This window comes from Sphaerisporangium sp. NPDC051011 (genome assembly GCF_040653595.1).
Taxonomy (GTDB): Bacteria; Actinomycetota; Actinomycetes; order Streptosporangiales; family Streptosporangiaceae; genus Sphaerisporangium.
Genome location: NZ_JBFAGG010000002.1, coordinates 198,108 through 222,731 on the forward strand (window position 1 = coordinate 198,108; position 24,624 = coordinate 222,731).

23 protein-coding genes and 3 tRNA genes are annotated in these 24,624 nt (G+C 71.6%); 16 read left to right on the forward strand and 10 right to left on the reverse strand.

All coding sequences use genetic code 11. The annotated features are described in order from the left end of the window. Window positions 1–23: 23 nt before the first annotated feature. Complete coding sequence (locus AB0H21_RS05020; RefSeq protein ID WP_358511886.1) at window positions 24–2,018, reverse strand: M3 family metallopeptidase; 1,995 nt, start codon at window positions 2,016–2,018, stop codon at window positions 24–26. A gap of 247 nt (window positions 2,019–2,265) precedes the next feature. On the opposite strand from AB0H21_RS05020, the gene AB0H21_RS05025 reads away from it, so the two are divergent. The 3 genes from AB0H21_RS05025 to AB0H21_RS05035 all read left to right on the forward strand — a co-directional run bounded on the left by AB0H21_RS05025 (window position 2,266) and on the right by AB0H21_RS05035 (window position 2,736). After that, window positions 2,266–2,337 (forward strand) — tRNA-Gln (locus tag AB0H21_RS05025). Window positions 2,338–2,551: 214 nt separating this feature from the next. Continuing rightward, a tRNA-Glu gene (locus AB0H21_RS05030) sits at window positions 2,552–2,627 on the forward strand. Between the two features lie 36 nt (window positions 2,628–2,663). Next, window positions 2,664–2,736: transfer RNA gene (locus AB0H21_RS05035), tRNA-Glu, on the forward strand. Between the two features lie 138 nt (window positions 2,737–2,874). Here the strand turns inward: AB0H21_RS05035 and AB0H21_RS05040 are convergent. Then, window positions 2,875–4,521: a hypothetical protein gene (locus AB0H21_RS05040; protein ID WP_358511888.1), complete on the reverse strand. Its 1,647-nt coding sequence runs from the start codon at window positions 4,519–4,521 to the stop codon at window positions 2,875–2,877. Between the two features lie 218 nt (window positions 4,522–4,739). After that, on the reverse strand, window positions 4,740–5,456 hold the full coding sequence (locus tag AB0H21_RS05045; RefSeq protein ID WP_358511891.1) for an IclR family transcriptional regulator: 717 nt from the start codon (window positions 5,454–5,456) through the stop codon (window positions 4,740–4,742). A 139-nt stretch (window positions 5,457–5,595) separates the two neighbouring features. Between AB0H21_RS05045 and leuC the strand changes: the two genes are divergently transcribed. The 4 genes from leuC (at window position 5,596) to AB0H21_RS05065 (ending at window position 8,323) form a co-directional block, all read left to right on the forward strand. Further along, window positions 5,596–6,972 (forward strand): 3-isopropylmalate dehydratase large subunit, encoded by a 1,377-nt coding sequence (leuC, locus tag AB0H21_RS05050; protein WP_358511894.1) that lies wholly within the window; start codon window positions 5,596–5,598, stop codon window positions 6,970–6,972. 13 nt (window positions 6,973–6,985) lie between these two features. Continuing rightward, complete coding sequence (leuD, locus tag AB0H21_RS05055; RefSeq protein ID WP_358511897.1) at window positions 6,986–7,573, forward strand: 3-isopropylmalate dehydratase small subunit; 588 nt, start codon at window positions 6,986–6,988, stop codon at window positions 7,571–7,573. Next, a complete protein-coding gene (locus AB0H21_RS05060; RefSeq protein ID WP_358511900.1) occupies window positions 7,552–7,857 on the forward strand; it encodes a hypothetical protein in 306 nt (101 codons plus the stop codon). The genes leuD and AB0H21_RS05060 overlap by 22 nt, the downstream gene beginning before the upstream one ends. 166 nt (window positions 7,858–8,023) lie before the next feature. Next, complete coding sequence (locus AB0H21_RS05065; protein ID WP_358511903.1) at window positions 8,024–8,323, forward strand: HU family DNA-binding protein; 300 nt, start codon at window positions 8,024–8,026, stop codon at window positions 8,321–8,323. A gap of 98 nt (window positions 8,324–8,421) precedes the next feature. Here the strand turns inward: AB0H21_RS05065 and AB0H21_RS05070 are convergent, their stop codons facing one another. Both AB0H21_RS05070 and AB0H21_RS05075 read right to left on the reverse strand, forming a co-directional pair. Beyond that, window positions 8,422–8,625 carry a hypothetical protein gene (locus AB0H21_RS05070; protein ID WP_358511906.1) on the reverse strand — a complete coding sequence of 68 codons (204 nt, stop codon included), beginning with the start codon at window positions 8,623–8,625 and terminating at the stop codon, window positions 8,422–8,424. 69 nt (window positions 8,626–8,694) lie between these two features. Then, window positions 8,695–9,432 carry a TetR/AcrR family transcriptional regulator gene (locus tag AB0H21_RS05075; protein ID WP_358511909.1) on the reverse strand — a complete coding sequence of 246 codons (738 nt, stop codon included), beginning with the start codon at window positions 9,430–9,432 and terminating at the stop codon, window positions 8,695–8,697. A 235-nt stretch (window positions 9,433–9,667) separates the two neighbouring features. On the opposite strand from AB0H21_RS05075, the gene AB0H21_RS05080 reads away from it, so the two are divergent. Continuing rightward, the gene (locus AB0H21_RS05080; RefSeq protein ID WP_358511912.1) at window positions 9,668–11,377 is read left to right on the forward strand and encodes an MFS transporter; all 1,710 of its coding nucleotides are present in this window, start codon (window positions 9,668–9,670) and stop codon (window positions 11,375–11,377) included. 62 nt (window positions 11,378–11,439) lie between these two features. Here the strand turns inward: AB0H21_RS05080 and cofC are convergent, their stop codons facing one another. Continuing rightward, window positions 11,440–12,060 (reverse strand): 2-phospho-L-lactate guanylyltransferase, encoded by a 621-nt coding sequence (gene cofC / locus AB0H21_RS05085; protein WP_358513015.1) that lies wholly within the window; start codon window positions 12,058–12,060, stop codon window positions 11,440–11,442. Between the two features lie 174 nt (window positions 12,061–12,234). Here cofC and AB0H21_RS05090 point away from each other — a divergent pair, with 174 nt between their 5' ends. From AB0H21_RS05090 to AB0H21_RS05105, 4 genes are read left to right on the forward strand one after another with little or no spacing between them, the layout of a single operon-like run. After that, the gene (locus AB0H21_RS05090; RefSeq protein ID WP_358511915.1) at window positions 12,235–12,954 is read left to right on the forward strand and encodes a lysophospholipid acyltransferase family protein; all 720 of its coding nucleotides are present in this window, start codon (window positions 12,235–12,237) and stop codon (window positions 12,952–12,954) included. Between the two features lie 48 nt (window positions 12,955–13,002). Next, window positions 13,003–14,010, forward strand: coding sequence for an NAD(P)H-dependent glycerol-3-phosphate dehydrogenase (locus AB0H21_RS05095; RefSeq protein ID WP_358511918.1), 1,008 nt, complete (start codon window positions 13,003–13,005; stop codon window positions 14,008–14,010). A gap of 14 nt (window positions 14,011–14,024) precedes the next feature. Beyond that, window positions 14,025–15,260 (forward strand): aminotransferase class I/II-fold pyridoxal phosphate-dependent enzyme, encoded by a 1,236-nt coding sequence (locus tag AB0H21_RS05100; RefSeq protein ID WP_358513017.1) that lies wholly within the window; start codon window positions 14,025–14,027, stop codon window positions 15,258–15,260. A gap of 40 nt (window positions 15,261–15,300) precedes the next feature. Then, complete coding sequence (locus AB0H21_RS05105; protein ID WP_358511921.1) at window positions 15,301–16,416, forward strand: D-alanine--D-alanine ligase family protein; 1,116 nt, start codon at window positions 15,301–15,303, stop codon at window positions 16,414–16,416. Window positions 16,417–16,489: 73 nt separating this feature from the next. Here AB0H21_RS05105 and AB0H21_RS05110 read toward each other — a convergent pair whose 3' ends face one another. After that, a complete protein-coding gene (locus AB0H21_RS05110) occupies window positions 16,490–16,963 on the reverse strand; it encodes a DUF3515 family protein (RefSeq protein ID WP_358511923.1) in 474 nt (157 codons plus the stop codon). Window positions 16,964–16,979: 16 nt separating this feature from the next. Beyond that, window positions 16,980–17,213: an Lrp/AsnC ligand binding domain-containing protein gene (locus AB0H21_RS05115; protein ID WP_114028029.1), complete on the reverse strand. Its 234-nt coding sequence runs from the start codon at window positions 17,211–17,213 to the stop codon at window positions 16,980–16,982. An 83-nt stretch (window positions 17,214–17,296) separates the two neighbouring features. On the opposite strand from AB0H21_RS05115, the gene AB0H21_RS05120 reads away from it, so the two are divergent. The 3 genes from AB0H21_RS05120 to thiD all read left to right on the forward strand — a co-directional run bounded on the left by AB0H21_RS05120 (window position 17,297) and on the right by thiD (window position 20,888). Further along, on the forward strand, window positions 17,297–18,271 hold the full coding sequence (locus AB0H21_RS05120; RefSeq protein ID WP_358511927.1) for a thiamine-phosphate kinase: 975 nt from the start codon (window positions 17,297–17,299) through the stop codon (window positions 18,269–18,271). 121 nt (window positions 18,272–18,392) lie between these two features. Next, window positions 18,393–20,027, forward strand: coding sequence for a hypothetical protein (locus AB0H21_RS05125; protein WP_358511930.1), 1,635 nt, complete (start codon window positions 18,393–18,395; stop codon window positions 20,025–20,027). Window positions 20,028–20,081: 54 nt separating this feature from the next. Next, on the forward strand, window positions 20,082–20,888 hold the full coding sequence (gene thiD / locus AB0H21_RS05130) for a bifunctional hydroxymethylpyrimidine kinase/phosphomethylpyrimidine kinase (protein ID WP_358511933.1): 807 nt from the start codon (window positions 20,082–20,084) through the stop codon (window positions 20,886–20,888). Here the strand turns inward: thiD and AB0H21_RS05135 are convergent. Both AB0H21_RS05135 and rpmB read right to left on the reverse strand, forming a co-directional pair. Beyond that, on the reverse strand, window positions 20,885–21,544 hold the full coding sequence (locus AB0H21_RS05135) for a hypothetical protein (RefSeq protein ID WP_358511936.1): 660 nt from the start codon (window positions 21,542–21,544) through the stop codon (window positions 20,885–20,887). The genes thiD and AB0H21_RS05135 overlap by 4 nt on opposite strands. Before the next feature lie 105 nt (window positions 21,545–21,649). Then, a complete protein-coding gene (gene rpmB, locus AB0H21_RS05140) occupies window positions 21,650–21,835 on the reverse strand; it encodes a 50S ribosomal protein L28 (RefSeq protein WP_114028028.1) in 186 nt (61 codons plus the stop codon). Window positions 21,836–22,292: 457 nt separating this feature from the next. On the opposite strand from rpmB, the gene recG reads away from it, so the two are divergent. Further along, on the forward strand, window positions 22,293–24,485 hold the full coding sequence (gene recG, locus AB0H21_RS05145; protein ID WP_358511939.1) for an ATP-dependent DNA helicase RecG: 2,193 nt from the start codon (window positions 22,293–22,295) through the stop codon (window positions 24,483–24,485). Window positions 24,486–24,624 lie beyond the last annotated feature (139 nt).

The following is a 24,624-nucleotide window of genomic DNA, read 5'->3' on the forward strand; positions in this document are numbered from 1 at the left end:
GCCGTCCGCCGTCTCAGAGACGCTCAGAGCAGGCCGCGGCGCTCCAGGAGCGGCTCGATGCGCGGGTCGCGCCCGCGGAAGGCGCGGAAGCCCGTCATCGGGTCCACGCTGCCGCCCTTGGACAGCAGCTCACGGCGGAAGGTGTCGCCGTTCTGCCGGGTGAGCCCGCCGTTCTCCTTGAACCACTCGACGGTGTCGGCGTCCAGGACCTCGCTCCAGATGTAGGAGTAGTAGCCGGCGCTGTACCCGCCCGACCAGATGTGGGCGAAATACGTGCTGCGGTAGCGCGGCGGCACCAGCGGAAGATCGATGTTCGCGTTGCGCAGGGCCTGCCGCTCGAACTCCAGGGCGTCGGCGGGCTTCTCGTCCAGCGTGTGCCACGCCCAGTCCAGCAGCGCCGCCGCGAGGTACTCCACGGTCCCGCGGCCCTGGTCGAACTTCTGCGACTCCAGCATCCGGTCGACGAGGTCCTGCGGCATGGGCTCGCCGGTCTCGTGGTGGCGCGCGTAGTTCGCCAGCACCTCCGGCCAGACCGCCCACATCTCGTTGACCTGCGAGGGGTACTCGACGAAGTCGCGCGGCACGGCCGTGCCGGAGAAGTACGGGAAGCCGACCTCGGAGAACAGCCCGTGCAGGGCGTGGCCGAACTCGTGGAACATCGTGTTGACCTGGTCCCACGTCAGCAGCGTCGGCTCGCCCTCCGGGGGCTTGACGATGTTGAGGTTGTTGACCACGACCGGCCGGGTGCCCTCCAGGGCCGACTGCTTGACCAGGCTGTTCATCCACGCGCCGCCCCGCTTGGAGGCGCGGGCGTAGTAGTCGCCGAGGAACAGGCCGAGCGCGGAGCCGTCCTCGTCGAAGACCTCGAAGACCCGCACGTCCGGGTGGTAGCCGACCAGGTCGGGCCGCTCGGCGAAGTCGAGGCCGTACAGCTTGTGGGCCGCGTAGAAGACGCCGTCGCGCAGGACGCGGTTCAGCTCGAAGTACGGCCGCATCAGGCGGCTGTCGACGGCGTAGCGGGCCTGGCGCACCTTCTCGGCGTAGAACGACCAGTCCCACGGCTCCAGGTCGAAGCCGGTCAGTTCGCGGAGCTGCTCGGCCTCCCTGCGGGCGTTGCTCACGGCGGCGGGGACCATCTTGCTGAGCATCTCGGTGACGGCCCGGGTGCTGGGCGCGGTCTGGTCGGCCACGACGTACTCGGCGTGGTTGCCGTAGCCGAGCAGGGCGGCCCGCTCGGCCCGTAGCTCGGCCAGGCGGAGCACGAGCGCGGCGTTGTCCCGGGCGCCCCGCTCGACGGACGCCTTGTGGATCCGCTCGCGCAGCTCGCGGTCGGTCAGCTCGGCCAGGACGGGCTGGAGGGTGGGAAGCGCGAGCGAGATGACGTACTTGCCGTCGAGGCCCCGGGCCTTGGCGGTCTCGGCCGCCGCCTTGATCGCGTCGTCGGACAGGCCGTCGAGCCGGGCCGCGTCGTCCACCTCGATGGCGGAGGCGTTCGTGTCGGCGAGCAGGTTCTGCTCGAACGTCGTCGAGAGGGTGGAGAGCTCCTCGTTCAGGCTTCTCAGCCGCTTCTGGTCCTCGGGGCCGAGCTCGGCGCCCGCCCGGACGAAGTCGGTGACGTACCGGTGGAGGAGCCACGCGCGTTCGGGGTCCAGGCCGTCGGCCGGGACCGCGCGGACCCGGGCGAAGAGCCGCGGGTTCAGGTGGATCGCGTCGCTGTGCTGGGTCAGCCGCGGGGTGATCTCCTTCTGGATCTCCTGGATCCCCGGGCTGGTGTCCGCGGAGGCGCGGTTGAAGAACACCGTGGTGACGCGGGTGAGGAGCTCCCCGGACCGTTCGAGCGCCTCGATCGTGTTCTCGAACGTCGGCGGGTCGGCGCTGGCCGCGATGGCCTCGACCTCAGCGAGCTGCTCGGCCATGCCGCGCTCGAACGCGGGCGCGTAGTGCTCCTCGCGGATCTCCGCGTACGGGGGCAGCCGGTACGGCAGGGCACTCTGGACGAAGAACGGGTTATCGGTCAACGCGCCTGCTCCTCACGTGGCAAATGTCTTCCCTGAAGGGTTACACAGCCTGGGCATGCTCGGTACCGCCGATTCGGGCGCCTGGAGACGTGAGGGCCGCGCGCGGCGGAGGGCGCCCGGGCGGCCGAACGACGGGCTCACCAGGAGGAATCCGGCGGTTCGGCAATCGTTTTGGTCTTGGCCCCCAAGCTGGGCTATTCTTTCGGAGTCGCGAGCGAGGCCCACGGCAAGTAGGGCCCGCGAGCAATGGGGTATGGGGTAATTGGCAGCCCGGCTGATTCTGGTTCAGCTAGTCTAGGTTCGAGTCCTGGTACCCCAGCGGTCATCCGCAACGACGCCTATGTCTCTCAGAGACATAGGCGTTTTCGTTTTCCGGTGATCCGGCCGAGCGGGTCGCCAGGTCATGACCATCGGTTTGGCCGTGCTCTCACGGGTGCGGTAGAGTTACGCCCGTTGCGAGGCGTCCGGAAGGGCGCCTCCCTCGGTTCGAGATCTCGGATCCAGAGATTTGGGTCCAGATACGCAGCGCGCGAGGTCCCGTCGTCTAGTGGCCTAGGACGCCGCCCTCTCAAGGCGGTAACGCCGGTTCGAATCCGGTCGGGACTACCACGCCGCGGTGTCGAGAGATCGAGATCAAGCAGGCCAGGCTCCGTCGTCTAGTGGCCTAGGACGCCGCCCTCTCAAGGCGGTAGCGCCGGTTCGAATCCGGTCGGGGCTACAAGGTCGAAAACCCTCGGAAACGCATTTCCGGGGGTTTTCGCGTTCCCGGGGTCCCGCCCACGGCGTTTCTGGGGTCCCGCTCACGGCCGCGGCCTGGGAGGCGTCCCCCAGGCCGCGTGAACGGCGCGCCCGGCGGCTAATCGGCCTGCCCGGAGCGCGAGCGCGCCTTGAACAGCGCCCGCTTGGCCGCCTTGGCGACCTGCCGGTCGGGGTGGGCCTCGCCGATCGCCTCCAGCAGCTCCTCGACGTGCGGGTGCGGCACCTTCCAGATGACTTCCAGCAGATTGCCCAGCACGGGCGCCGGCCCGATGTCGTGCAGGCTGCTGACGAACTCCGGCGTGCCGAGGCCCGCCGAGATCGTCCACATGTCGAGGATCAGCCAGTGGGTGTCGCTCTGGCTCGGCTCGGGCGCGCCGACGACGCCGAGCTGGGCGAGGTGCGTCGCGGCGTACGGGCGCAGCGAGGCCTCCTTGAGCGCCTCCTGCCAGGCGGGGACGGCGACGGGCCCGAGCGAGCCGACCAGGCTGGCCGCCTGCACGCGGATCAGTGCGTCGGCCTCGTCCTCGGCGGCGGCGGCGAGGAGCTCCTCGGCGGCCGTGGCGGGGTCGCGCAGCTTCATCCAGGCGGCGAACTCGGCGTCGGCTTCCTCCTCGGGCAGGTCGGCGCTGAGCGACAGCAGGTCGAGAGCGGTCATCGCGTCGATCGCGGGGCGCGCGTCCACCTCGATGTCGTCGTCGTCCAGCAGGTGGACCACGCCCTCGGTGCCGAGCGGCGTCAGGCGCACGCGCCCGGCGTCTGCGGTGACCATGCCGTAGCCGGTGAGCCACTCGACGACGGAGGCCAGCGGGTCGCCCGCCTCGGCCCAGGCGGTGGCGCCGAGGTCGTCGAACTCGGCGGCGGCCTCGGAGAGCTCCTCGGTGAGCTCGCCGAGCGGACGCTCGCCGCCGGCCAGCAGCAGGCGGACCAGCAGCGCGCGGGTGAGCCCGGACAGCGCGAGCGTCAGATCGTCGTCGTCCAGCTCGGGGTCGCCGTAGTCGACGGAGTGGAGCCCGAGCATCCAGGCGTCCAGGACGTCCTCGTCGTTCTCGAACGGCCACGCCGCGGTGTCCTCGTCGACGCTGACGGTGTCCTCGCCGTCGGGGGTGAGGAACTCCAGGTCGACCGCGAGGTTCCACAGGTTCCACAGCGCGGGGACGGCCTGGGCCAGCGGGCGTTCGGCGGGCTCGGGCAGGCCGACGATGGCGAGCGCCTCGCAGATCTCGTCGTCGCTCAGCAGCGTCTCTTCGCCGACCTTGCGCGCGGTGCCCACCCAGGCGGCCAGATCGCGGGCCTTGGAGATGAGCGGGACGGCGCGGGCCTCGTCGGCCAGCTGGGCGTCGGGGCGCAGGCGGATGGTCGGCAGGTCGGCGAGCTCGTCGGCGAAGGGCTCGAAGTCGCCGAGGCCCTCGACCTCCTCCTCGTCGAGATCTTCGTCCTCGTCTTCTTCGTCCCACTCGCGCTCGCCGATGACCTCCTCCATGGCCTCGACGAAGTCGTCCTCGATCGCGTCGAGCCCGTCGAGCAGGTCGTCGAGGTCGTCCGAGTCCTTGGCCAGCCGGCCGGTCTCGGACAGGAAGGTGAGATAGGCGCGGACTGCCGGGATCATGCCGTCTGCCGCCGTGTCGGGATCCTCCACGACCTGCGGCATGCGCTCCACCAGGACCGGGCGAAGGTCGCCGCGTTTCCACAGGTGGACGTCGTCGCGGGCGATCAGGCGGTGCCAGAGAGCGGCCGGTCCCACCATGTCGGGATCACTGTCCGGTGCGTGTTGGGGTGCCCAGAGAATGAACTCTTGAAGGAGGGGGCGCAGCTCCGATGCGGCTGCCTCGATGCGATCTGTCACTCCGCCAGGCTAGTGCTTGGCGGCGGCCGTCTCTAATCAGTTGGCCCTGCTTCCGGACTCAATCGGCGAGCGGGTCGCCGACCGGCCCGTACTGCCCTCTGCCCTGCGCGAACAGCGGGTCAGTTGGCCCGGCGCATCGCCTCGGTGATGCGCTCGGCGGCGGCCACGACGGGGGCGGCGTGGATGCGGCCGGGGGTGCGCGTGAGGCGCTCGATCGGGCCGGAGACGGAGACCGCGGCGATCACCTTGCCGCCCGCGCCGCGGATCGGCGCCGAGACGCTGGCGACGCCCTGCTCGCGCTCGCCGATGCTGTGCGCCCAGCTGCGCCGGCGCACGCTGGCCAGCGTGGCGGCGGTGAACTTGGCGCCGCGCAGGCCGCGGTGGAGGCGGTCGGGCTCCTCCCAGGCCAGCAGCACCTGGGCGGCGGACCCGGCGGTCATCGGCAGGGCCGTGCCCACGGGGACGGTGTCGCGCAGGCCGCTCGCGCGCTCGGCGGCGGCCACGCACACGCGCTCGTCGCCCTGCCTGCGGTAGAGCTGGGCGCTCTCGCCGGTCTGGTCGCGAAGCTGGGTGAGGACGGGGGAGGCGACGGCGAGCAGGCGGTCCTCGCCGGCGGCGGCGGACAGCTCGGAGAGCCGGGGGCCGAGGATGAAGCGGCCCTGCGTGTCACGGGAGACGATGCGGTGGTGCTCCAGGGCGACGGCGAGACGGTGGGCGGTGGGGCGGGCCAGCCCGGTGGCCTGGACGAGTTGTGCCAGGGACGCGGGGCCCGCTTCAAGGGCGTTGAGCACGAGCACGGCCTTGTCGAGTACGCCGACTCCGCTAGAGTTGTCCATACCCCGATACTGCCGTCTCGCTATCCGAGATGCAACTGGGTATCTACGCGAACGATCGGTAGGCTGTCCATATCCCGAAATTTCCGTCTTATTTTCTGAGACGTGCCGGGGGCCTGAAACGCAAGGAGGCGTTCACGACATGGGTCGCACACTGGCCGAAAAGGTATGGGAGCGGCACGTCGTCCGGCGTGCCGACGGCGAGCCGGACCTGCTCTACATCGACCTCCACCTCATCCACGAGGTGACCAGCCCGCAGGCGTTCGACGGCCTGCGCATGGCGGGGCGCAAGGTGCGCCGTCCCGAGCTGACCATCGCCACCGAGGACCACAACGTGCCGACCGTCCTCGGCCCCATCGCCGACCCCGTGTCCAAGGCCCAGGTCGATACCCTGCGCAAGAACGCCGCCGAGTTCGGCATCCGGCTGCACCCCATGGGCGACGCCGGGCAGGGCGTGGTGCACATCATCGGCCCGCAGTTCGGCCTCACCCAGCCGGGCATGGCGATCGTCTGCGGCGACTCGCACACCTCCACCCACGGCGCGTTCGGCGGCATCGCGTTCGGCATCGGCACCTCCGAGGTCGAGCACGTGCTCGCCACCCAGACGCTGCCCGCGTACCGGCCGAAGACGATGGCCATCGAGGTCTCGGGCGAGCTGCCCTACGGCGTCACCGCCAAGGACCTGATCCTCGCCATCATCGCCAAGATCGGCACCGGCGGCGGCCAGGGCCACATCATCGAGTACCGCGGCGAGGCCGTCCGCAAGCTCTCCATGGAGGGCCGCATGACGGTGTGCAACATGTCGATCGAGGCCGGCGCCCGGGCGGGCATGATCGCCCCGGACGAGACCACCCTCGCCTACCTCAAGGGCCGGGCCCACGCGCCGTCCGGCGAGGCCTGGGACGCCGCGGTCGAGTACTGGAAGTCGCTGCGCACCGACGACGACGCCGTCTTCGACACGGTCGTCGAGATCGACGCCTCGACGCTCTCGCCGTTCGTCACCTGGGGCACCAACCCGGGGCAGGGCGCGCCGCTGAACACCGCGATCCCCGCGCCCGAGGAGACCTCGGACCCCGCCGCCGCCCGCCGCGCGCTCGACTACATGGCCCTGACACCCGGCACGCCGCTGAGCCAGGTCCAGGTCGACACCGTCTTCGTCGGCTCCTGCACCAACGGCCGGCTGGAGGACCTGCGCGCCGCCGCCGAGATCCTGCGCGGACGCAAGGTCACCACGCGCACGCTGATCGTCCCCGGGTCCATGCAGGTCAAGGCGGAGGCCGAGGCCGAGGGGCTGCACGAGGTGTTCCAGGCCGCGGGCGCCGAGTGGCGCCAGGCCGGCTGCTCGATGTGCCTCGGCATGAACCCCGACACCCTCGCGCCGGGCGAGCGCAGCGCCTCCACCTCCAACCGCAACTTCGAGGGCCGTCAGGGCAAGGGCGGGCGCACGCATCTGGTGTCCCCGGCGGTCGCCGCCGCCACCGCCGTGACCGGCCGTCTCACCGCGCCCGCCGACCTGTAAGGAGCCAGGACAGATGGAAGCCTTCACCACCCACACCGGCCGGGCCGTGCCGCTGCGCCGCAGCAACGTGGACACCGACCAGATCATCCCGGCGGTCTGGCTCAAGCAGGTCAGCCGTACCGGCTTCGAGAAGGGCCTGTTCGCCGCCTGGCGCGAGGACCCGGAGTTCGTCCTCAACGACGCGGCCTACGCGGGCGCCTCGATCCTGGTGACCGGGCCCGACTTCGGCACCGGCTCCTCGCGTGAGCACGCCGTCTGGGCGCTCCAGCAGTACGGCTTCCGCGCCGTCATCGCGGCGCGCTTCGGCGACATCTTCCGCAACAACTCCACCAAGATGGGGCTGCTGCCGATCGTCCTGCCCGCCGAGACGGTCGAGGCCCTGCAGAACGCCGTCGAGGCCGACACGTCCATCGAGGTCACCGTCGACCTGGTCGAACGTCAGGTCCGCTGGGGCGGCGAGGTCGCCGGGTTCGAGATCGACGACTACACCCGCTGGCGCCTGCTCGAAGGGCTCGACGACATCGGCCTGACCCTGACGCACGCGGATGACATAACGGAGTACGAGAATGGTCGGCAGCCATGGCTGCCGACGACCGTTTGACAGATGCCGCGACGCCCGGGACCGCCGGGCCGCACACGAGAGCCTCGCAGGCCGAGAGCCGCGAGGACATGCTGGCGCGGCGGCTGCGCGACGCCTATCGTCGCGTGGCCGCCGCACGCCTTCCCCCGGACGAGAAGCAGCGGATCGCGCGCCGTTTCGTGGCGATCTGTGACCTCGCCAAGCGAGACGTCGATCACGCCTGCACGCGCCTGGACGACTTCCTGGCCGCTCTGGAAGCAGAATCCGACACGCCGAGTAGCCGAAACATCGCCGGATGTGATTGAGTCCTAGCCCTGTGTACCTTAATTTCAAGCGGGTAAGGGGTTTCTGACCGCTGACTGGTGGGCGCGTGCCGGAACCCCGCGCTTGGCCACACCGGGTGAGATCGGCCGCGGGCCGTCGGCCCCGGCGCTCATCCTCAGACAGCGGTAACCAGGGGGAACAACCGAGATGAACAAGCGAGAACTCGTGGACGCGATCGTTGATCGGGTCGGCGACAGGAAGACGGCCACCGAGGCCGTGAACGCGATAATCGAGGCGATCCAGCACGCTGTCGCGAACGGGGAGAAGGTCTCGATCACCGGGTTCGGTGCTTTCGAGATGGCTCACAAGCCCGCCCGCCAGGCAAGGAACCCTTCGACCGGCGAGCCCATCAAGGTGTCCGAGAGCTGGGGGCCCAAGTTCAGGGCCGGTGCCGACTTCAAGGAACAGGTCAACGCGGCCGGCAAGAAGGCCGCCAAGAAGAAGTGACGACCGTCTGACGACGATCGACCGGCGCCCGGGGCCACCACAGGTCCCGGGCGTCCGTATGCCTGGGCGTGTCCGCCCCGTCGGACACGAGCGGTGCGCTAGTCCGGCAGCGGGAACGTGGACAGGGTGATCGCGGTGATGACGGCGCCCTCGACGCGGATGTTCACGCGCTGGCCGGAGCGCAGCAGGCGCAGGGGACCGGCGTCGAAGGCGGGGGCGTCGAACGGCAGCTCGGTGCCGTCGTCGAGGAACACCGACCCCGACCGGGTCCGCTGGTCGAAGGTCCGCACCGTCGCCTGCACGCGCGCCAGTCTACAGCGGCGCCGTCCGGTGGGCCGGGGACGGCGCCTTCCGCTCAGGCGTCCTTCGACTCAGGCGTCCTTCGGCTCGATGTAGGAGGCCAGGCCCCGGACGATGATGTCGAGGCCGACCTCGAACCGCTCGTCGTTGGTCTCCTCGAACATCATGCTCGACAGGGCCAGCAGGTGGGGGAAGCGCTCGGGCGGCAGCGCGTCGAAGTACCCCTTGATCGTCTCGCGCATCTCGTCCCAGGAGCCGGCGTCGGTGTTGCGGCGGCGTTCCTCCCACATCGCCTCGGCGTAGGCGAACCCGTCGATGAAGGTGGACAGCATGTCGCCCGCGGCGGCGGCGACGGGGTCGGGCAGCCCGGCCCCGCGGAACAGGGCCATCATGCGCTCGACCTGGGGGAGCAGCTCGGGGAGGAACGGGATCTGGGCCATGGAGATGCGGGCCATGTCGCGGTGTTCCAGCAGGCGGGCGCGGCCGAACCGCGCGAAGTCCTTGACCTGCTCCTGCCAGCGCTCCGGATCGGGCTCGGGCAGCTCCCATGAGTCGAACAGCCGCATGTACATGAGCTGGAACAGGTCGTTCTTGCCGGCCACGTGCGCGTAGAGCGCCGAGACGGCGACGCCGAGCTCGCCGGCGACCTGCCGCATGCTCAGCCTGTCGTACCCCTCGCGGTCCAGGACGGTGAACGCGGCGTCGACGATGCGCTCGCGGGTGAGCGGGACGCGGACCTGCGCCGGCCGCCTGCGCGACCGCTCCCAGGGGGGCGCGGGCACGGCGTCGTCGCTGTCCTGTCCTGTCATGCGTAACCCCCGCCTTCAGGCGTTCTCGCGTGGATCCCGAGCAGTCTAGTCGGCCTGGAGAACACCGCTCGTCTGAGCAGAACACCACTCTGCTTCGCGATATATCTTGTCTTTGCCGCACTTGCGACATATCTTGAGGACGTCTCACTGCACGACGAACGCAGTTCAATGATAGAACAGCGCTCGCTTCTGCTGAACACTGTTCTGCCCCTGGTGGGCGGCCGGAGGAACCGCAATGACATCGCTCGAAATCCCCCTGAAACAGTCGCCGACCGTGGCGACGCCCTATCGGTGGCGCTGGGCGGCGCTCTTCGTGATCCTCGCCGCCGAGATCATGGACCTGCTGGACGCGATGGTCACCAACATCGCCTCTCCCGCGATCCGCGCCGAACTCGGCGGCAGCGCCGCCGTCATCCAATGGCTCGGCGCCGGCTACACCTTGTCGATGGCCGTGGGCCTCATCACGGGCGGCCGGTTGGGCGACATCTTCGGGCGTAAGAGGATGTTCGTCATCGGAGCCGTGGGCTTCACCGTGGGCTCGCTGCTGTGCGCCGTCGCACAGGGGCCCGAGGTGCTGATCGCCGCCCGCGTGGTCCAGGGCCTGTTCGGCGCGGTCATGCTGCCGCAGGGCCTCGGCATGATCAGGGAGATGTTCCCGCCCGCCGAGACACAGAAGGCGTTCGGCCTGTTCGGGCCGATCATGGGCCTGTCCACCGTGGCCGGCCCCATCCTGGCCGGATGGCTCGTGGACGCGGACTTCTTCGGAACCGGCTGGCGCATGATCTTCCTGATCAACCTGCCCCTCGGTCTCGCCGCCGTCCTCGCCGGAATGCGGTTCCTGCCCGAGTCGCGCTCCCCGCACCCGCTGAAGCTCGACGTCCCCGGCGTCGTCCTCGTCTCGGTGGCCGGCTTCCTGATCATCTTCCCGCTGGTCCAGGGCCGCGAGCACGACTGGCCGCTCTGGTCCTTCCTGATGATCGCCGCCGCCGTGCTGGTCTTCGTGGGCTTCGGCTGGTTCGAGGGGCGCAAGAGCGCCAAGGGCGGCGACCCGCTCGTCGTTCCCAGCCTGTTCCGCAAGCGCGCGTTCACCGGAGGCCTGGTCACCGGCCTGGTCTTCTTCTCCGGCATGGTCGGCTTCTCGCTGGTATTCAACCTGTACGTGCAGATCGGGCTCGGCTACTCGCCGCTGAAGGCCGGCCTGTCGATGGTGCCGTGGTCGATCGGCATGGTGATCGGCTTCGGCTTCGCCCAGCCCCTGCAGAAGTACGGGCGCAAGCTGCTGCACGGCGGCACGCTGCTCATGGCGGCCGGCGTGCTGGCCGTCATCCTCACGCTGAACCTCGCCGGCATCGGCGTGAACCCCTGGCAGCTCAGCCCCGCCCTGCTCGTGACCGGCACCGGCATGGGCCTGCTCATGGCGCCCTTCTTCGACATCGTGCTCGCCGGTGTCGAGCCCCACGAGAACGGCTCGGCCTCGGGCACCCTGACCGCGGTCCAGCAGCTCGGCAGCGCCTTCGGCGTGGCGCTGCTCGGCACGCTGTTCTTCGGCATGCTCGGCACGAGCGTCGCCTCGGCCGCCGATGACGTCACGCCCAAGCTGCGCGCCGAGCTGGCCGCCGTCCAGGTCACCGGCCCGGCGCAGGATCGCGTCGTCGAGGGCCTGCGCGCCTGCGGCCACGACCGCGCGGTCGCCAAGGACTCCGAGGCGGTGCCCGCGTCCTGTGCCCGGCTGGAGGCCGACGCCCGCGCCGCCGTCACCTCGCCGCAGGCAGGCGCCGCCGTCCAGAAGGCGCTCGCGTCCGCCGGGGCCGAGGCGGGCAAGACCGGTTTCAGTGAGGTGATGAAGACGATCCTCTGGGTCGTGGACGGCATGCTGGCGTTGACGTTCCTCGTCGCCTTCCTGCTGCCCAAGCACGCCCGCGAGGGCGAGGCCGCCGGGCACTGACCGGGGCGAACGCCCGTGGCGCCGGACACGGGGGCCGTCACGGGGCCACCGAGGGGGTCCTCCTACGCGGAGGGCCCCCTCATCGTCGTCACCACCTCGGCGGTGTACCGGCCGACGCCGAGGGCCAGCGCCTCCTCCAGGTCGGACGGCGTGTCGACGTCGCGCCGCACCGAGGGGACGCCGTCGGGCGTCAGCTCCTTGGCGCCGCTCCCGAGGTGCCTGGCCCGGGACTCGCCGCCGAAGCGCGGCCGGAACGGCACGCCGGGCCGCACGCCGTAGAACGTCGTGCCGATCTCGGCGGCGTCGGGCAGGAACGCCTGGTCGAAGTCGGTGGCGCAGTCGAGCACGACGCTCAGCTCCGCGGGCCGCAGCGCCGGCAGGTCGGCCTGGAGCGCGCCGACCGGCCCCCCGGGCGCCAGCCGCACGGCCTCGGCGCCGCCGGCCCGCAGCGCCGCGTTGAGCCCGGCCTCCGGGTCGGGGACGACGTGCGCGCCGATCGCGGCCAGGGCCTCGGCGGGCACCGGGTCGCCGGTGACGACGATGACGCGGGCGACGTCCGGGCAGGCCAGCGCGGCCGACACCGTGTCGCAGGCGATGGCCACGGCGAGCGCCGCGCGGTGGGGCCCCGCGTGCGCCGCCAGGCGTGTCTTGGCGGCGATCAGAGTCTTCACCGGGACCACGATGGTCCAGTGAGGTTTCGTGCCGTGTCCGCTACGTCCGCTGCCGTGACTGTGCCGACCGTCTGCCGAACCGTCTGCCGAACCGTCTGCCGTACGCATAGCCTTAGCATCCCGCCTCGACATCTCGTGGAGCCAACCGGGAGACTGATGGCGCACAGGCATGACTGGAGGAGTCAATTGAGCCGCCCCGGACGCCCGCCCATCTTCTGGGAAGCCCTCGTCACGGTGATCGTCAAGTCGGTGTTGCTGCTCTTCACGAAAAGGGACTGGCGCGGCCGCGCCAACGTGCCACGCACCGGCGGCGTCATCATCGCGGCGAACCACCTGTCGTGGACGGACCCGCTGCTGCTCGCCCACTTCACGTACAACAACGGCCGCTGGCCGGTCTACCTGGCCAAATCCGGGGTCTTCGACATCCCTCTGATCGGCAAGGTCGTGCGCGCCTGCAGGCAGATCCCGGTGTTCCGGGGCAGCACCGACGCCGCGCGCTCGCTGAAGCACGCCGAGGAGGCCCTCAAGGAGGGCTCGTGCGTGATCTTCTACCCCGAGGGGACGATCACCCGCGATCCCGACTACTGGCCGATGGCGTTCAAGACCGGCGTGGCGCGGCTGGCGCTGGCCACCGGCGCGCCGGTGATCCCCGTCGCGCACTGGGGCGCCCAGGAACTGCTGCCGTACGGCCAGAAGAAGCCACGGCTGTTCCCCCGCAAGACCTTCCGCGTGATCGCCGGCCCGCCGGTCGACCTCTCGAAGTACCAGGGTCTGCCGATGCGCGGCCAGGTGCTGAAGGACGCGACCGCCGACATCATGGCCGACGTCGTCGGCCTGCTCTCCGACCTGCGCGGCGAGAAGGCACCGGACACTCCCTTCGACGAGTCCGAGAGCCGCGCCGGGTGACGCCGTCGGCCGTCCGCCGGAGCGCCGGGCTGGGCGTACGGTGAGTAGATGACCAAGGCCGTCGTTTTCGGAACAGGCTCGTGGGGGACGACCTTCGCGATGATCTTGGCGGAGGCCGGCACCTCCACGACGCTCTGGGGACGGCGCGCCGAGGTGGTGGAGGCCATCGCCCGCAGGCACGAGAACCCCGAGTACCTGCCCGGGGTCGCCCTGCCCTCGTCGCTGCGCGCCACCACCGACCCCGCCGAGGCGATGGAGGGGGCCGACTTCGTCGTCCTCGCCGTCCCCTCGCAGACCCTGCGCGGCAACCTCGCCGCCTGGCGCCCGCACATCCCGGACCACTCCGTGCTGGTGAGCCTGATGAAGGGCATCGAGCTGCGCACGTCCAAGCGCATGAGCGAGGTGATCTGCGAGGTCGCGGGCGTGCCCGAGGAGCGGGTCGCGGTCGTGTCGGGGCCGAACCTGGTCGGCGAGCTGATCCGCCGCGAGCCGGCCGCCGCCGTGGTCGCCGGCGTGGACGAGAAGGTCACCGCGCGGCTGCAGGAGGCCTGCCACCTGCCGTGGTTCCGCGCCTACACCAACGCCGACGTCGTCGGGGTGGAGCTCGGCGGCGCGGTCAAGAACGTCATCGCGCTCGCCGTGGGCGTGGCGGCGGGCATGGGCCTCGGCGACAACGTCAAGGCCACGCTGATGACGCGCGGCCTCGCCGAGATCGCCCGGCTGGGCGCGGTGCTCGGGGCCGACCAGCACACCTTCGCCGGGCTCGCCGGCATGGGGGACCTCGTCGCGACCTGCACGTCCCCATTGTCGAGAAACCGCACCTTCGGGGAGAATCTTGGCAGGGGCATGACCCTCGCCGAGACCATCGCCGCCACCAGGCAGACGGCGGAGGGGGTCAAGTCCTGCGAGTCGGTTCTCGACCTGGCCAGGAAGCACGATGTCGAGATGCCCATCACGGAGGTGGTGGTCGGCGTCGTCCACGACGGAATGACCCCCAGCGAGGCCGCGATGCTGCTCATGTCGCGGACTCCCAAGCCGGAACGGTACGGCGTGTGACCCCTTCCCGACGCATGCGCAGGAGACTCGGCGAGAACACCCGCGCGATCCACCTGCCCCCCGCGCCCACCCCCCGCCAGCTCCCGATCGGGCTGCCCGTGTGGCGCAGCGCGTCCTGGAGCTTCGAGAACTCGGCCGAGTACGCCGACGTGCTGGGCGAGCGGGCGCCCGGCTTCGCCTACAGCAGGATCGACAACCCCACGGTGGCCGCGTTCGCCTCGGGCGTGGCCTCGCTGGAGGGCGCGGCGGCGCCCGAGGAGGTCGCCGGGCAGGCGTTCGCGTCGGGCATGGCGGCCGTGAACGCCGTGCTGCTGGCCTTCCTGCGCTCCGGTTCCCACGTCGTCGCCCCCGCACCGGTGTACGGTGGCACGTACTCGCTGCTGACGAACGTGCTGGCGCGTTTCGGCGTGTCGGTGGACTTCGTGGACTACTCCGACCTGCGCCGCGTGCACGCCGCCGTGAAGACCAGCACCAAGATCATATACGCGGAGACGCTGACCAACCCGACGATGGCCGTCGCCGACATCCGGGGCCTCTACCGCATCGCCCGGGACGCGGGCGCGCTGCTGGTGGTCGACTCGACGCTGGCCACGCCCGTGGTCTGCCGTCCCCTGGAGCACGGCGCCGACCTGGTGCTCCACTCCGCGACCAAGTACCTCGGCGGGCACGACGACTGCACGGGCGGGGCCGTGGTGGGCCGTCCCGACCTGATCGGCAAGGTCCGTGAGGTCCGCATCGACACCGGGTCCACCTTGTCCCCGGACGAGGCCTTCCTGCTGCGCCGCAGCCTGGAGACTCTGCCGCTGCGCGTGCGCCGCATGTGCGCGACCGCGATGGTCTTCGCCGCGGCCGTGGCCAAGCACCCGGCCGTCCGCCGCGTGGACTACCCCGGCCTGCCCTCCCATCCCGGCCACCAGCTCGCCCGCCAGCTCTTCGACGCGGGCCCCGAGGGCACGCGGTTCGGCGCGTCGGTCACCGTCACCCCGCACGGCGGGTACGAGGCGGGGGTCATGCTGGCGGACACGCTCCGGCTCGCGCTCATCGCGACCTCCATCGGCGGCACGCGGACCAAGGTGGCCCACGTCGCCTCCACCACCCGCGGCAGGCTCGACGAGGCCGGGCTCACCGCGTCCGGGGTGGACGCGGGCGCCGTGCGCTTCTCCGTCGGCCTCGAGGACGCCGAGGACCTGATCGCGGACGTCACCGACGCCCTCGACGCGCTGCGCTCGAACGCCGCCACGCGTACCTGACAAGCGGTGACGACAGGGGCGCAAGGTAGATTCGGGAATCATGAACCACCAGCAGCCATCCCGGCCGCGCGTGCGCGTGGCGGTCGTCTTCGGCGGTCGCAACTCCGAGCACGCGGTGTCCCTCATGGGCGCCGGCAGCGTCCTCGACGCCATCGACCGGTCCAAGTACGACGTCGTGCCCATCGGCATCGCCCCGGACGGCCGGTGGGTGCTGGCCTCGGAGGACCAGAGCTTCGCGATCGAGGGCGGCGAACTGCCCTCGGTCGACGGCGGCGGCACGGCCCTCGCGCTGCCGTCGGGCACCGGGCAACTCGTGACGCTCGACCCGGGACGGATCCCGGGCTCGCTCGGCGAGGTCGACGTCGTCTTCCCGATGCTGCACGGCGCGTACGGCGAGGACGGCACCATCCAGGGCCTGCTGGAGATGGCCGGCGTCCGCTACGTCGGCTCGGGCGTGCTGGCGAGCGCGGTCGGCATGGACAAGGCGTACATGAAGACGCTGCTGGCCGCCGCCGGGCTCCCCGTCGGGCCGTACGTCGTGGTGCGCGACCGCGACTGGCGGCTGGACCGCGACCGTGTCCTCAAGGACGTCGAGGACCTCGGCTGGCCGGTGTTCGTCAAGCCGTCCCGCGCCGGGTCCAGCCAGGGCATCTCGCGGGCCGGGGACGCCGGCGAGCTGGAGCGGGCGGTCGAGTACGCGCGCGAGCACGACCCGAAGGTGCTGGTGGAGGCCGCGATCGTCGGGCGCGAGATCGAGTGCGCCGTCCTGGAGTCCCTGGGGGACGAGCCGCCCGCCGCGAGCCTGCCCGGCGAGGTGCTGGTCAACGAGAACCACGAGTTCTTCGATTTCTCGGCCAAGTACATCGGGTCGGACATGTCGCTCGCGGTGCCCGCCGACATCCCGGCGGCGGCGAGCGAGGAGCTGCGGCAGATGGCCGTCCGGGCCTTCGAGGCTCTCGGCTGCGAGGGGCTGTCCCGCGTCGACTTCTTCTACACCCCGGACGGGCGGCTGATCGTCAACGAGATCAACACGATGCCCGGGTTCACGGCGGTGTCTGTGGCCCCGCAGTTGTGGGCGGCCTCCGGCGTGTCGTACCCCGAGCTGGTCGACCGGCTGATCCGGCTGGCGCTCGACCGGCCCGCGGGCCTGCGGTGACGCTCGGACGGCCGGCTCACCGGCGGCTCCTCGTGCGAGGCGGACGCAGGTGGGGTGGGCTCAGGTGGGCGGCTCAGGTGGGTGGTGAGCCCGTGCCGGCGGGCGGGAAGGCCGTCTTGACCGGGGAGGCCAGGTCGAGCAGCACCACCGCCGCCTGGTGCGCCCGGGAGATCGTCACCTCGACGTAGCCGCGGGGGGAGATGGCGGTGAACAGCGACGGCCTGACCGGGTCGGCGAACCACGGCACGCCGTCGATCTCGGGGATCTGCTGCATCGGGTCCATCGCGGCGGGCCGCGGGACGCCGCAGCGGAGCGCGATCTCCCCCGAGCCCCACACCGCGACGTACGGCGAGGCGGGCTCGGACGGGACGCGCTCCGCGCCGTCCAGAGTGGAGGGGAGGCCTTTCACCATGGCGGCGCAGGCCACGGCCGTCTCCCCCTCGGGAGCCGGAGGGTCGACCCGGACGGCTCCGCCGCACCCCGCCAGCAGCCCCGTCAGCAGCAGAGCCAGGGCCGCGACGGCGGCGACGGCTCGTACCACGGTCACCCCCGGATGAAGTCGCTCAGATATGGACGATCGGACAGGTAAGAGTACGCGTGATTCCCTCGACCGCCTGAATCTGGGCGACCACGAGCTTGCCGAGTTCGTCCACGTTGTTGGCCTCGGCGCGGACGATCACATCGTATGGGCCGGTGACGTCCTCCGCCTGGGTCACACCCTGGATCACCTTGATCGCCCCCGCGACCTCGGCGGCCTTGCCAACTTCTGTCTGGATAAGGATGTAAGCGTGCACCATCACGTCCTCCCGGCGGGGGCGAAGCTCGCTGCTGTCTATCGTGTCAATGCCGTATCTAGATCAGTGCCGACTCGCCACCGTACATGGAACACACCTGGAGGTGTGCTATCACAGTCGCAGATCTTGGTGAATTCGGGATCATTGCACGTATTGTCGGACGCTTGCCTCAATTTCCGGCGGTATTGCTCGGTCCCGGCGATGACGCCGCGGTCGTTCGTGCTCCCGATGGGCGCATGGTCGTGACGACGGATCTCCTACTCGAGGGTAGGCACTTCCGCCGCGATTGGTCCAGCCCGTACGACGTCGGCAGGAAGGCGGCGGCGCAGAACCTCGCCGACGTCGCCGCTATGGGCGCCGCCCCGACCGCCCTGGTCGTGGGTCTCGGACTGCCCGGAGACCTGCCGACGGAGTGGCTCGACGGCCTGACCGACGGGTTCAGGGACGAGTGCGCGCCCATCGGCGTGAGCGTCGCCGGGGGCGACATCGTCCGCTCCGAGCAGGTCGTGGTCGCCGTGACCGCCCTCGGCGACCTGGGCGGACGCCCGCCCGTCACCCGGTCGGGCGCGCAGCCGAGGCAGGTGCTCGCCGTGGCCGGGCGGCTCGGGCGCGCGGCGGCGGGCCTGGCGCTGTTCCTCGCGGGCCGCGCGGGGACCTCCGAGCGGTTCGCCGAACTGGAGGACGCGCACCGGCGCCCCAGCCCGCCGTACGCCTGCGGTCCCGCCGCCGCCGCGCTCGGCGCCACCGCGATGCTGGACGTCAGCGACGGGTTGTTGCAGGACGTCGGCCATATCGCGGAGGCGAGCGGCGTGTGCGTCGAGATCGACCCGGACGCCTTCCCCCTGGACGAGCCGCTGGCCGCGGCCGCGGCCGAGCTGGGGGAGGACCCGCTGCGGTGGATCCTCACGGGTGGCGAAGATCACGCGCTCGCGGCGGTCTTCCCCGCCGAGGTGCCGCTGCCCGCGGAGTGGCGCGTCGTCGGAAGGATCGCCGAGGGGAAAGGCGTGCAGGTCAGGGGCCATGAGGAGGCGTACGGAGGGTGGGACCACTTCCGGTCGTGACGGGCCGCTCCCCGGGGCGTGTGACCGCAGGTGAGAGCCACGAATATCGTGAATATTGTGACATAGAAGTGTTAAAGGTGTTATGAAGTGGGGCGCTGCTATTTTTCGAGGAAGGCGCTTCATGGGACGCGGACGCCGAGGCCGGGGGGCCGGTGATGGGTGGGACGAGCACGATGATTCGAGCTGGGACGACGAGCGCGGCACCCAGGAGTGGCTGAACGACCCCGCCCTTCCCGCGGACCCCGCGCCGCCCGCGACGTCCGCCGAGTCGGCCGCCGCTCCCTGGCCGCGCGCCTGGGAGCGCCCATCGCCGGTCACCGATCCCACGGGCTCACAGTTTCCGCCACCTGACACCGGCCCCTTCCCTCACACGGGCCAGTTCCAGGCCGTGGGGTCCTTCCCCGAGCCCACGGACGCGTTCCCGCACACGGGTCAGATGCGGGCGGTCGGGTCCTTCCCCGAGGCGGGCGAGGCCTTTCCCCACACGGGCCAGTTCCAGGCCGTGGGGTCCTTCCCCGAGCCCACGGACGCGTTCCCGCACACGGGTCAGATGCAGGCGGTCGGGTCCTTCCCCGAATCGGGCGAGGCCTTTCCCCACACGGGGCAGATGCGGGCCGTGGGCACCTACCCTGAGGCGGGGGAGGCGTTCCCGCACACCGGGCAGATGAGGGCCGTCGGGCCGTTCCCCGAGGCCGGTGAGACGCGGACGGAGCCGTCCGCCGACACCGGCACGTACCCGCACACGGGCACGATCCTGCGGGTCGGCCGCGCCCCCGAGGACGAGCCGGGGCGTCGCGGCGCCGAGCCCGGCCGGCGGCGCGCGAGGCGGGCGGACCGCCACACCGGCACCGAGGAGCGAAAGGGAGGCCGGGGACGCACCGTCGCCGTCCTGTCCGCCGTCGCCGTCGTGATGGCCGTCACCGCCACCGTCATCGGCGTGAAGCTCTCGTCCAGCCAGATCAACATGACCACCACCCCGGGGTGCCCCCAGGGCCGGACCTGCGCGTCCGTGGCTCAGGCCGACCCCACGCCCGGCGGCGGGACCGGCGAGGAAGACGCGGCTTCGGCCGATCCGTCCGCCACGGACTCGGCCCCGCCCGACGAGACGGCGTCCCCGGAGGACTCGGCGGACCCGACGGCGACGCAGGACACGCGGCGGCGCGCCACCCCCTCCGCGCGCCCCACCCCCCGGCACACCCGCGCGACCCCGACCCCGAAGCCCAGTGCGACGAACCGGAACACCCCCGAGTCCGACCCCAGCCCCAAGCAGAACATGAACGGAGGCCCGGAGAACCCCCAGGCGCACGACCCCGACCCCGTGAGCTCCGCCGAGCCGTCCACCACCGCGCAGCCCACGCAGCCCCAGCAGTCGCCCCAGGCGAGCCCGATGTCCGACGGCGGCAGCCAGACGGCACCCGGCCGCGTCGCCGTCGCCTTCGGCGTCGACGACCTCAGCGACACCGGCTACACCGGCAGGCTCTCGGTCGTCAACACCGGCCCGGCGCTGGACGGCTGGACGCTGCGGGTGCCCGTCGGCGGGGTCGTCACCGCCGCGCGTGGCGTCACCTGGGAGCAGGACGGCGCCACGCTGGTGCTCACCTCGCCCGGTCGGCTGGGCGTGAACGAGTCCACCGTCATCTCCTTCACCGCCGACGGCGACGCGACCCTCCCCGCCAGTTGCGGGCTCGCCGAGGGCAAGTGCCAGATCAGCGTGGACGCGAGCACCACGCGGATCCGGCGGGACACCGGCCGCTGAGCCCGGCGGCGGTCCCGGGACGTGCCGCTGCCGCGCGCCTGGTTTGATGGACGCGTGACTCCTCCCCGTGTGCTGACGATCGCAGGGTCCGACTCCGGCGGAGGCGCGGGCATCCAGGCCGATCTGAAGACGATGCTCGCGCTCGGCGTCCACGGCATGAGCGTGATCGCCGCCGTGACCGCCCAGAACTCCGTCGGCGTCCAGGGTTACTGGGAACTGCCGCCCGAGGCCGTGCGGGCCCAGCTCGACTCCGTGCTCGGCGACATCGGCGCCCAGGCCGTCAAGACGGGCATGCTGGCGTCCCCGCGGCTCGTCACGGTGGTCTCCGAGGTGCTGGCCGGCGTGGACGCGCCCGTCGTCGTCGACCCCGTGGGCGTCTCCAAGCACGGCGACCCGCTCCTCGACCCCGAGGCGGTGGACGTCGTCAAGGACCGCCTGTTGCCCGTCGCCACCGTCGTCACCCCCAACCTGTGGGAGGTCGAGCAGCTCACCTCGGTGAAGGTCGAGGACGAGGACGGCCTGCGCCCCGCCGCCGAGGCCGTGCTGGCGCTCGGGCCCGCGTGGGTGCTGATCAAGGGCGGCCACCTGCCGGGCCCGCCGGTCGACCTGCTCACCGACGGCACGCGCGAGTTCCGGTTCCGCGCCGAGCGGCACGACAACCGGCACACCCACGGCACCGGCTGCACGCTGGCCTCGGCCATCGCCTCCCACCTCGCGCTCGGCGAGGACGTCCCCGGGGCGGTGGGCAAGGCCAAGCAGTACGTCACCGGGGCGATCGCGCACGGGTTCCCGCTGGGCGCGGGCATAGGCCCCGTCGACCACGCCTGGCGCTGGCGCCGGGAACGGGCCGCCGGCTCCTAGAGCAGGCGGGCGATCGGGTCGTCGGCCAGGCGGCGCAGCATCGTCGCCGTCCTGGCCGCCTGCGAGGCGTCCGCGTCGGGACGCGAGCCGGACCCGGACTCCACGGCCTCGGCGAGGGCGTTCAGCTCGTGCGGCGGCAGCAGGGTGCGGGCCATGCTGTGCAGGCGCAGCCGCACCTTTCGGCCGCTCAGCGGGTCCTCGGCCATCAGGTGGGGGACTCGGCGCCCGGTGGGGATGTTCCCCTCGCCGTGCGGGTTCCTGACGTACTCCGGCTCGGAGTCGATCCACACCCGGGACTTCGCGAGGTCGGCCCTGCGCGTGCCCAGCAGGTCCCGGACCTCCAGGACGGTGCCGTTGAGGATCGCCTGCCGCCGGTACGTGCCGAGCACCATGGTCACCAGGCAGCCGACGATCAGCGCGGCGGCCACGAGGAACAGCCCCTTGATCGCCGTCGAGGGGAATCCGCTCCCGTCGGGGTCGAACGGCGACCCCGTGAACCCGTCGGCGGCGAAGCCGGGCTCGGTCGTTCTGAGAGCGAGGGCCGCGACGCCGGCGATGCCGCCGAGCACGCCGAGGAAGATCAGCCCGATGACCGACACGGTGACCTTCTGGCCTGTGGAGGCGTTCACGCTCAGGCGAATGGGCGGATTCAGCACGAGAGAGAAGCTACCCATCCCGTCCCGCGCCACGCCCTGAGGCGGCCGTGAACGACGACGGCCCGCCGCCTGCGAGAGGACGACGGGCCGAGCGGAAAGCCAGGGTCAGCGGGTGACCTTACCGGCCTTGATGCAGGAGGTGCACACGTTCAGCCGCTTCGGCGTGCTGCCCACCATGGCGCGCACACGCTGGATGTTGGGGTTCCAGCGGCGGCGGGTGCGGCGGTGCGAGTGCGAGATGTTGTTGCCGAAGATCGGCCCCTTGCCGCAAACGTCGCAGACGGAAGCCACGGTCATCGCTCCTTAGATCAGTCGATAGGCCCGAAACCGAGGTAGAAGCGGTGGTCGGGCACGCCGGGACAACCGGCTAGCTACACGAGGGTATCCGATGCCACCACCGGCACGCGAAACGAGGGAAGCGGCGAACGGGGATAATCTCGTACCACCAACCGTAGCGCATCCCCGCCATCCCCGCGCCCCACAACCCGGCCAGAGCAACCCCCAAGACCCGCCACCCCGCCCGCCCTTCCGCCCCGTCCCTCCGCGCCGCTTCGACGACGACGCGGTCGCGATGACCGACGCCGCCGGGCACACCCGCCACGGGCACGTCTGGGTGGCCGTGGAGGTGGCCGTCTACGAGGGCGGCCAGGGCCGCTATCCGCTGCTCATCGGAGTCCAGTGACCGGCCACGGACCACGTGGCGCCGGACGGCCGTTCTTGTCGGCCCGGGGCGGTAGAACTGGTTGACGTGACGCGTTTCGACGAGCCGCTCATCAAGGCGCTTGACCCCAAGACGGCCAAGCCCCTGGAAAGCTCGCTCAACATCACCACGGTCGGCGATCTGCTGCGCCACTACCCCCGGCGGTACGCCGAGCGGGGCGAGCTGACCACGCTCGACGCCCTCGAGGTGGACGAGCACGTCACCGTGGTGGGCGAGGTCTCCCGCCTGATGCGCAAGCCCATGCGCAACCGCTCCGGCACGTGGCTGGAGGTCGAGGTCGTCGACGGCAGGCGCAACAAGATCTATCTGTCCTTCTTCGGCAGGGTCTCGCACGTCGTCGAGGGCAGGCTGCAGCCGGGCACCCGCGCGATGTTCTCCGGCAAGGTCGGGCGATTCGGGCGCGGCGACACCGGCAAGTGGCAGCTCAACCACCCCGAGTTCGAGCCGTTCGAAGAGACCGAGGCCTCCGCCGCCGAGTTCGCCGCCGCGCCGGTGCCCATCTACCCGGCCGCGGGCGGCATCTCGTCCTGGGTGATCCGCCGCGCGATCGGCGTCGTGCTCGACACGCTCGGCCCCCTGCCCGACCCGCTGCCCTCCGAGGTCCGCGCCCGCCATCGCCTGGCCGGCCTCGCCGACGCGCTGGAGGCCGTCCACCGGCCGCGCGACCAGCAGGACGTGACGCGGGCCCGCAAGCGGCTCAAGTTCGACGAGGCGTTCACCCTGCAGGCCGTGCTCGCGCGGCGGCGGCTGGCGGCGGCCGCGTGGCCCGCCACCCCGAGGCCCCGTCGCGACGACGGACTGCTCGCCGACTTCGACGGGCGTCTCCCGTTCAAGCTCACCGACGGCCAGGTCGAGGTGGGCGACCAGATCGCCGCCGAGCTCGCGCGCGCCCACCCCATGCACCGCCTGCTCCAGGGCGAGGTCGGCGCGGGCAAGACCGTCGTGGCCCTGCGCGCGATGCTCCAGGTCGTCGACGCCGGCGGGCAGGCCGTGCTGCTCGCCCCCACCGAAGTGCTCGCCCAGCAGCACCACCGGTCGATCACCCGCATGCTCGGCGACCTCGCCACCGGCGGCATGTTCGGCGGCACGGCCGTCACCCTGCTCACCGGGTCGATGGGCGCGGCCGGGCGGCGCGCGGCGCTGCTGGACGCCGCCTCCGGAGCGGCCGGCATCATCGTCGGCACCCACGCCCTGCTCCAGGAGCACGTCCAGTTCGCCGACCTCGGCCTGGTCGTCGTCGACGAGCAGCACCGCTTCGGCGTCGAGCAGCGTGACGCGCTGCGCGAGAAGGCCGGGGGAGGGCGTCCCCACGTGCTGGTCATGACCGCCACCCCGATCCCGCGTACGGTCGCCATGACGGTGTTCGGCGATCTGGAGGTCTCGACCCTCAGCCAGCTCCCCTCCGGGCGCGCGCCGATCACCACCCACGTCGTGCCCGCCGCCGACAAGCCTCACTACCTCGACCGCACGTGGGGCCGCATCCGCGAGGAGGTCGGCCTCGGGCGGCAGGCGTACATCGTGTGTCCCCGCATCGGCGACCTGGAAGGCGACGAGGGAGACCTCGACGGCGACTTCGGCGGCGACGAGCGCGGGGGCGACGAACGGCGGCCGCCCCTCGCGGTCATGGAGGTCGCCCCCATGCTCGCCGGCGGCCCGCTGGCCGGGCTCCGCGTCGAGGCCCTGCACGGGCGGCTGGCCCCCGAAGAGAAGGACGCGATCATGCGCGCGTTCACGCGGGGCGAGATCGACGTGCTGGTGGCCACCACCGTGATCGAGGTCGGCGTCGACGTCCCGAACTCCTCGGTCATGGTCATCATGGACGCCGACCGGTTCGGCGTCTCCCAGCTCCACCAGCTCCGCGGCCGTGTCGGCCGGGGCGGGCTGCCCGGTCTGTGCCTGCTCGTCACCGACTTCCCGCCGGACACCCCCGCGCGCGGCCGGCTCGAGGCGGTGGCCGCCACCCTCGACGGCTTCGAGCTCTCCCGCGTCGACCTGGAACAGCGCCGCGAGGGCGACGTGCTCGGCGCGGCCCAGTCCGGCCGCCGGTCCTCCCTGAAGATGCTCCAGCTCCTGCGCGACGAAGAGATCATCAGATCCGCCCGCGAGGAGGCCACCGCCCTGCTCGCCGCCGACCCGACACTCGAAGCCCACGAACCGCTGAAGACCGAGCTGGACCGCCTCCTCACCGACACCCGCTCCGACTACCTCGAAAAGACCTGAGGCCCTCCTCGCCTGAGGTGGACCCGATGATCATCGACCCGGAACAGGCGCGGGACCAGCCGACCGTCCTGTGCTGACACGCACGTCCTCGCGGTCGAGGACGGATTTCGCGGGCTTGGCGGGCAGGGCCGGGGACCCG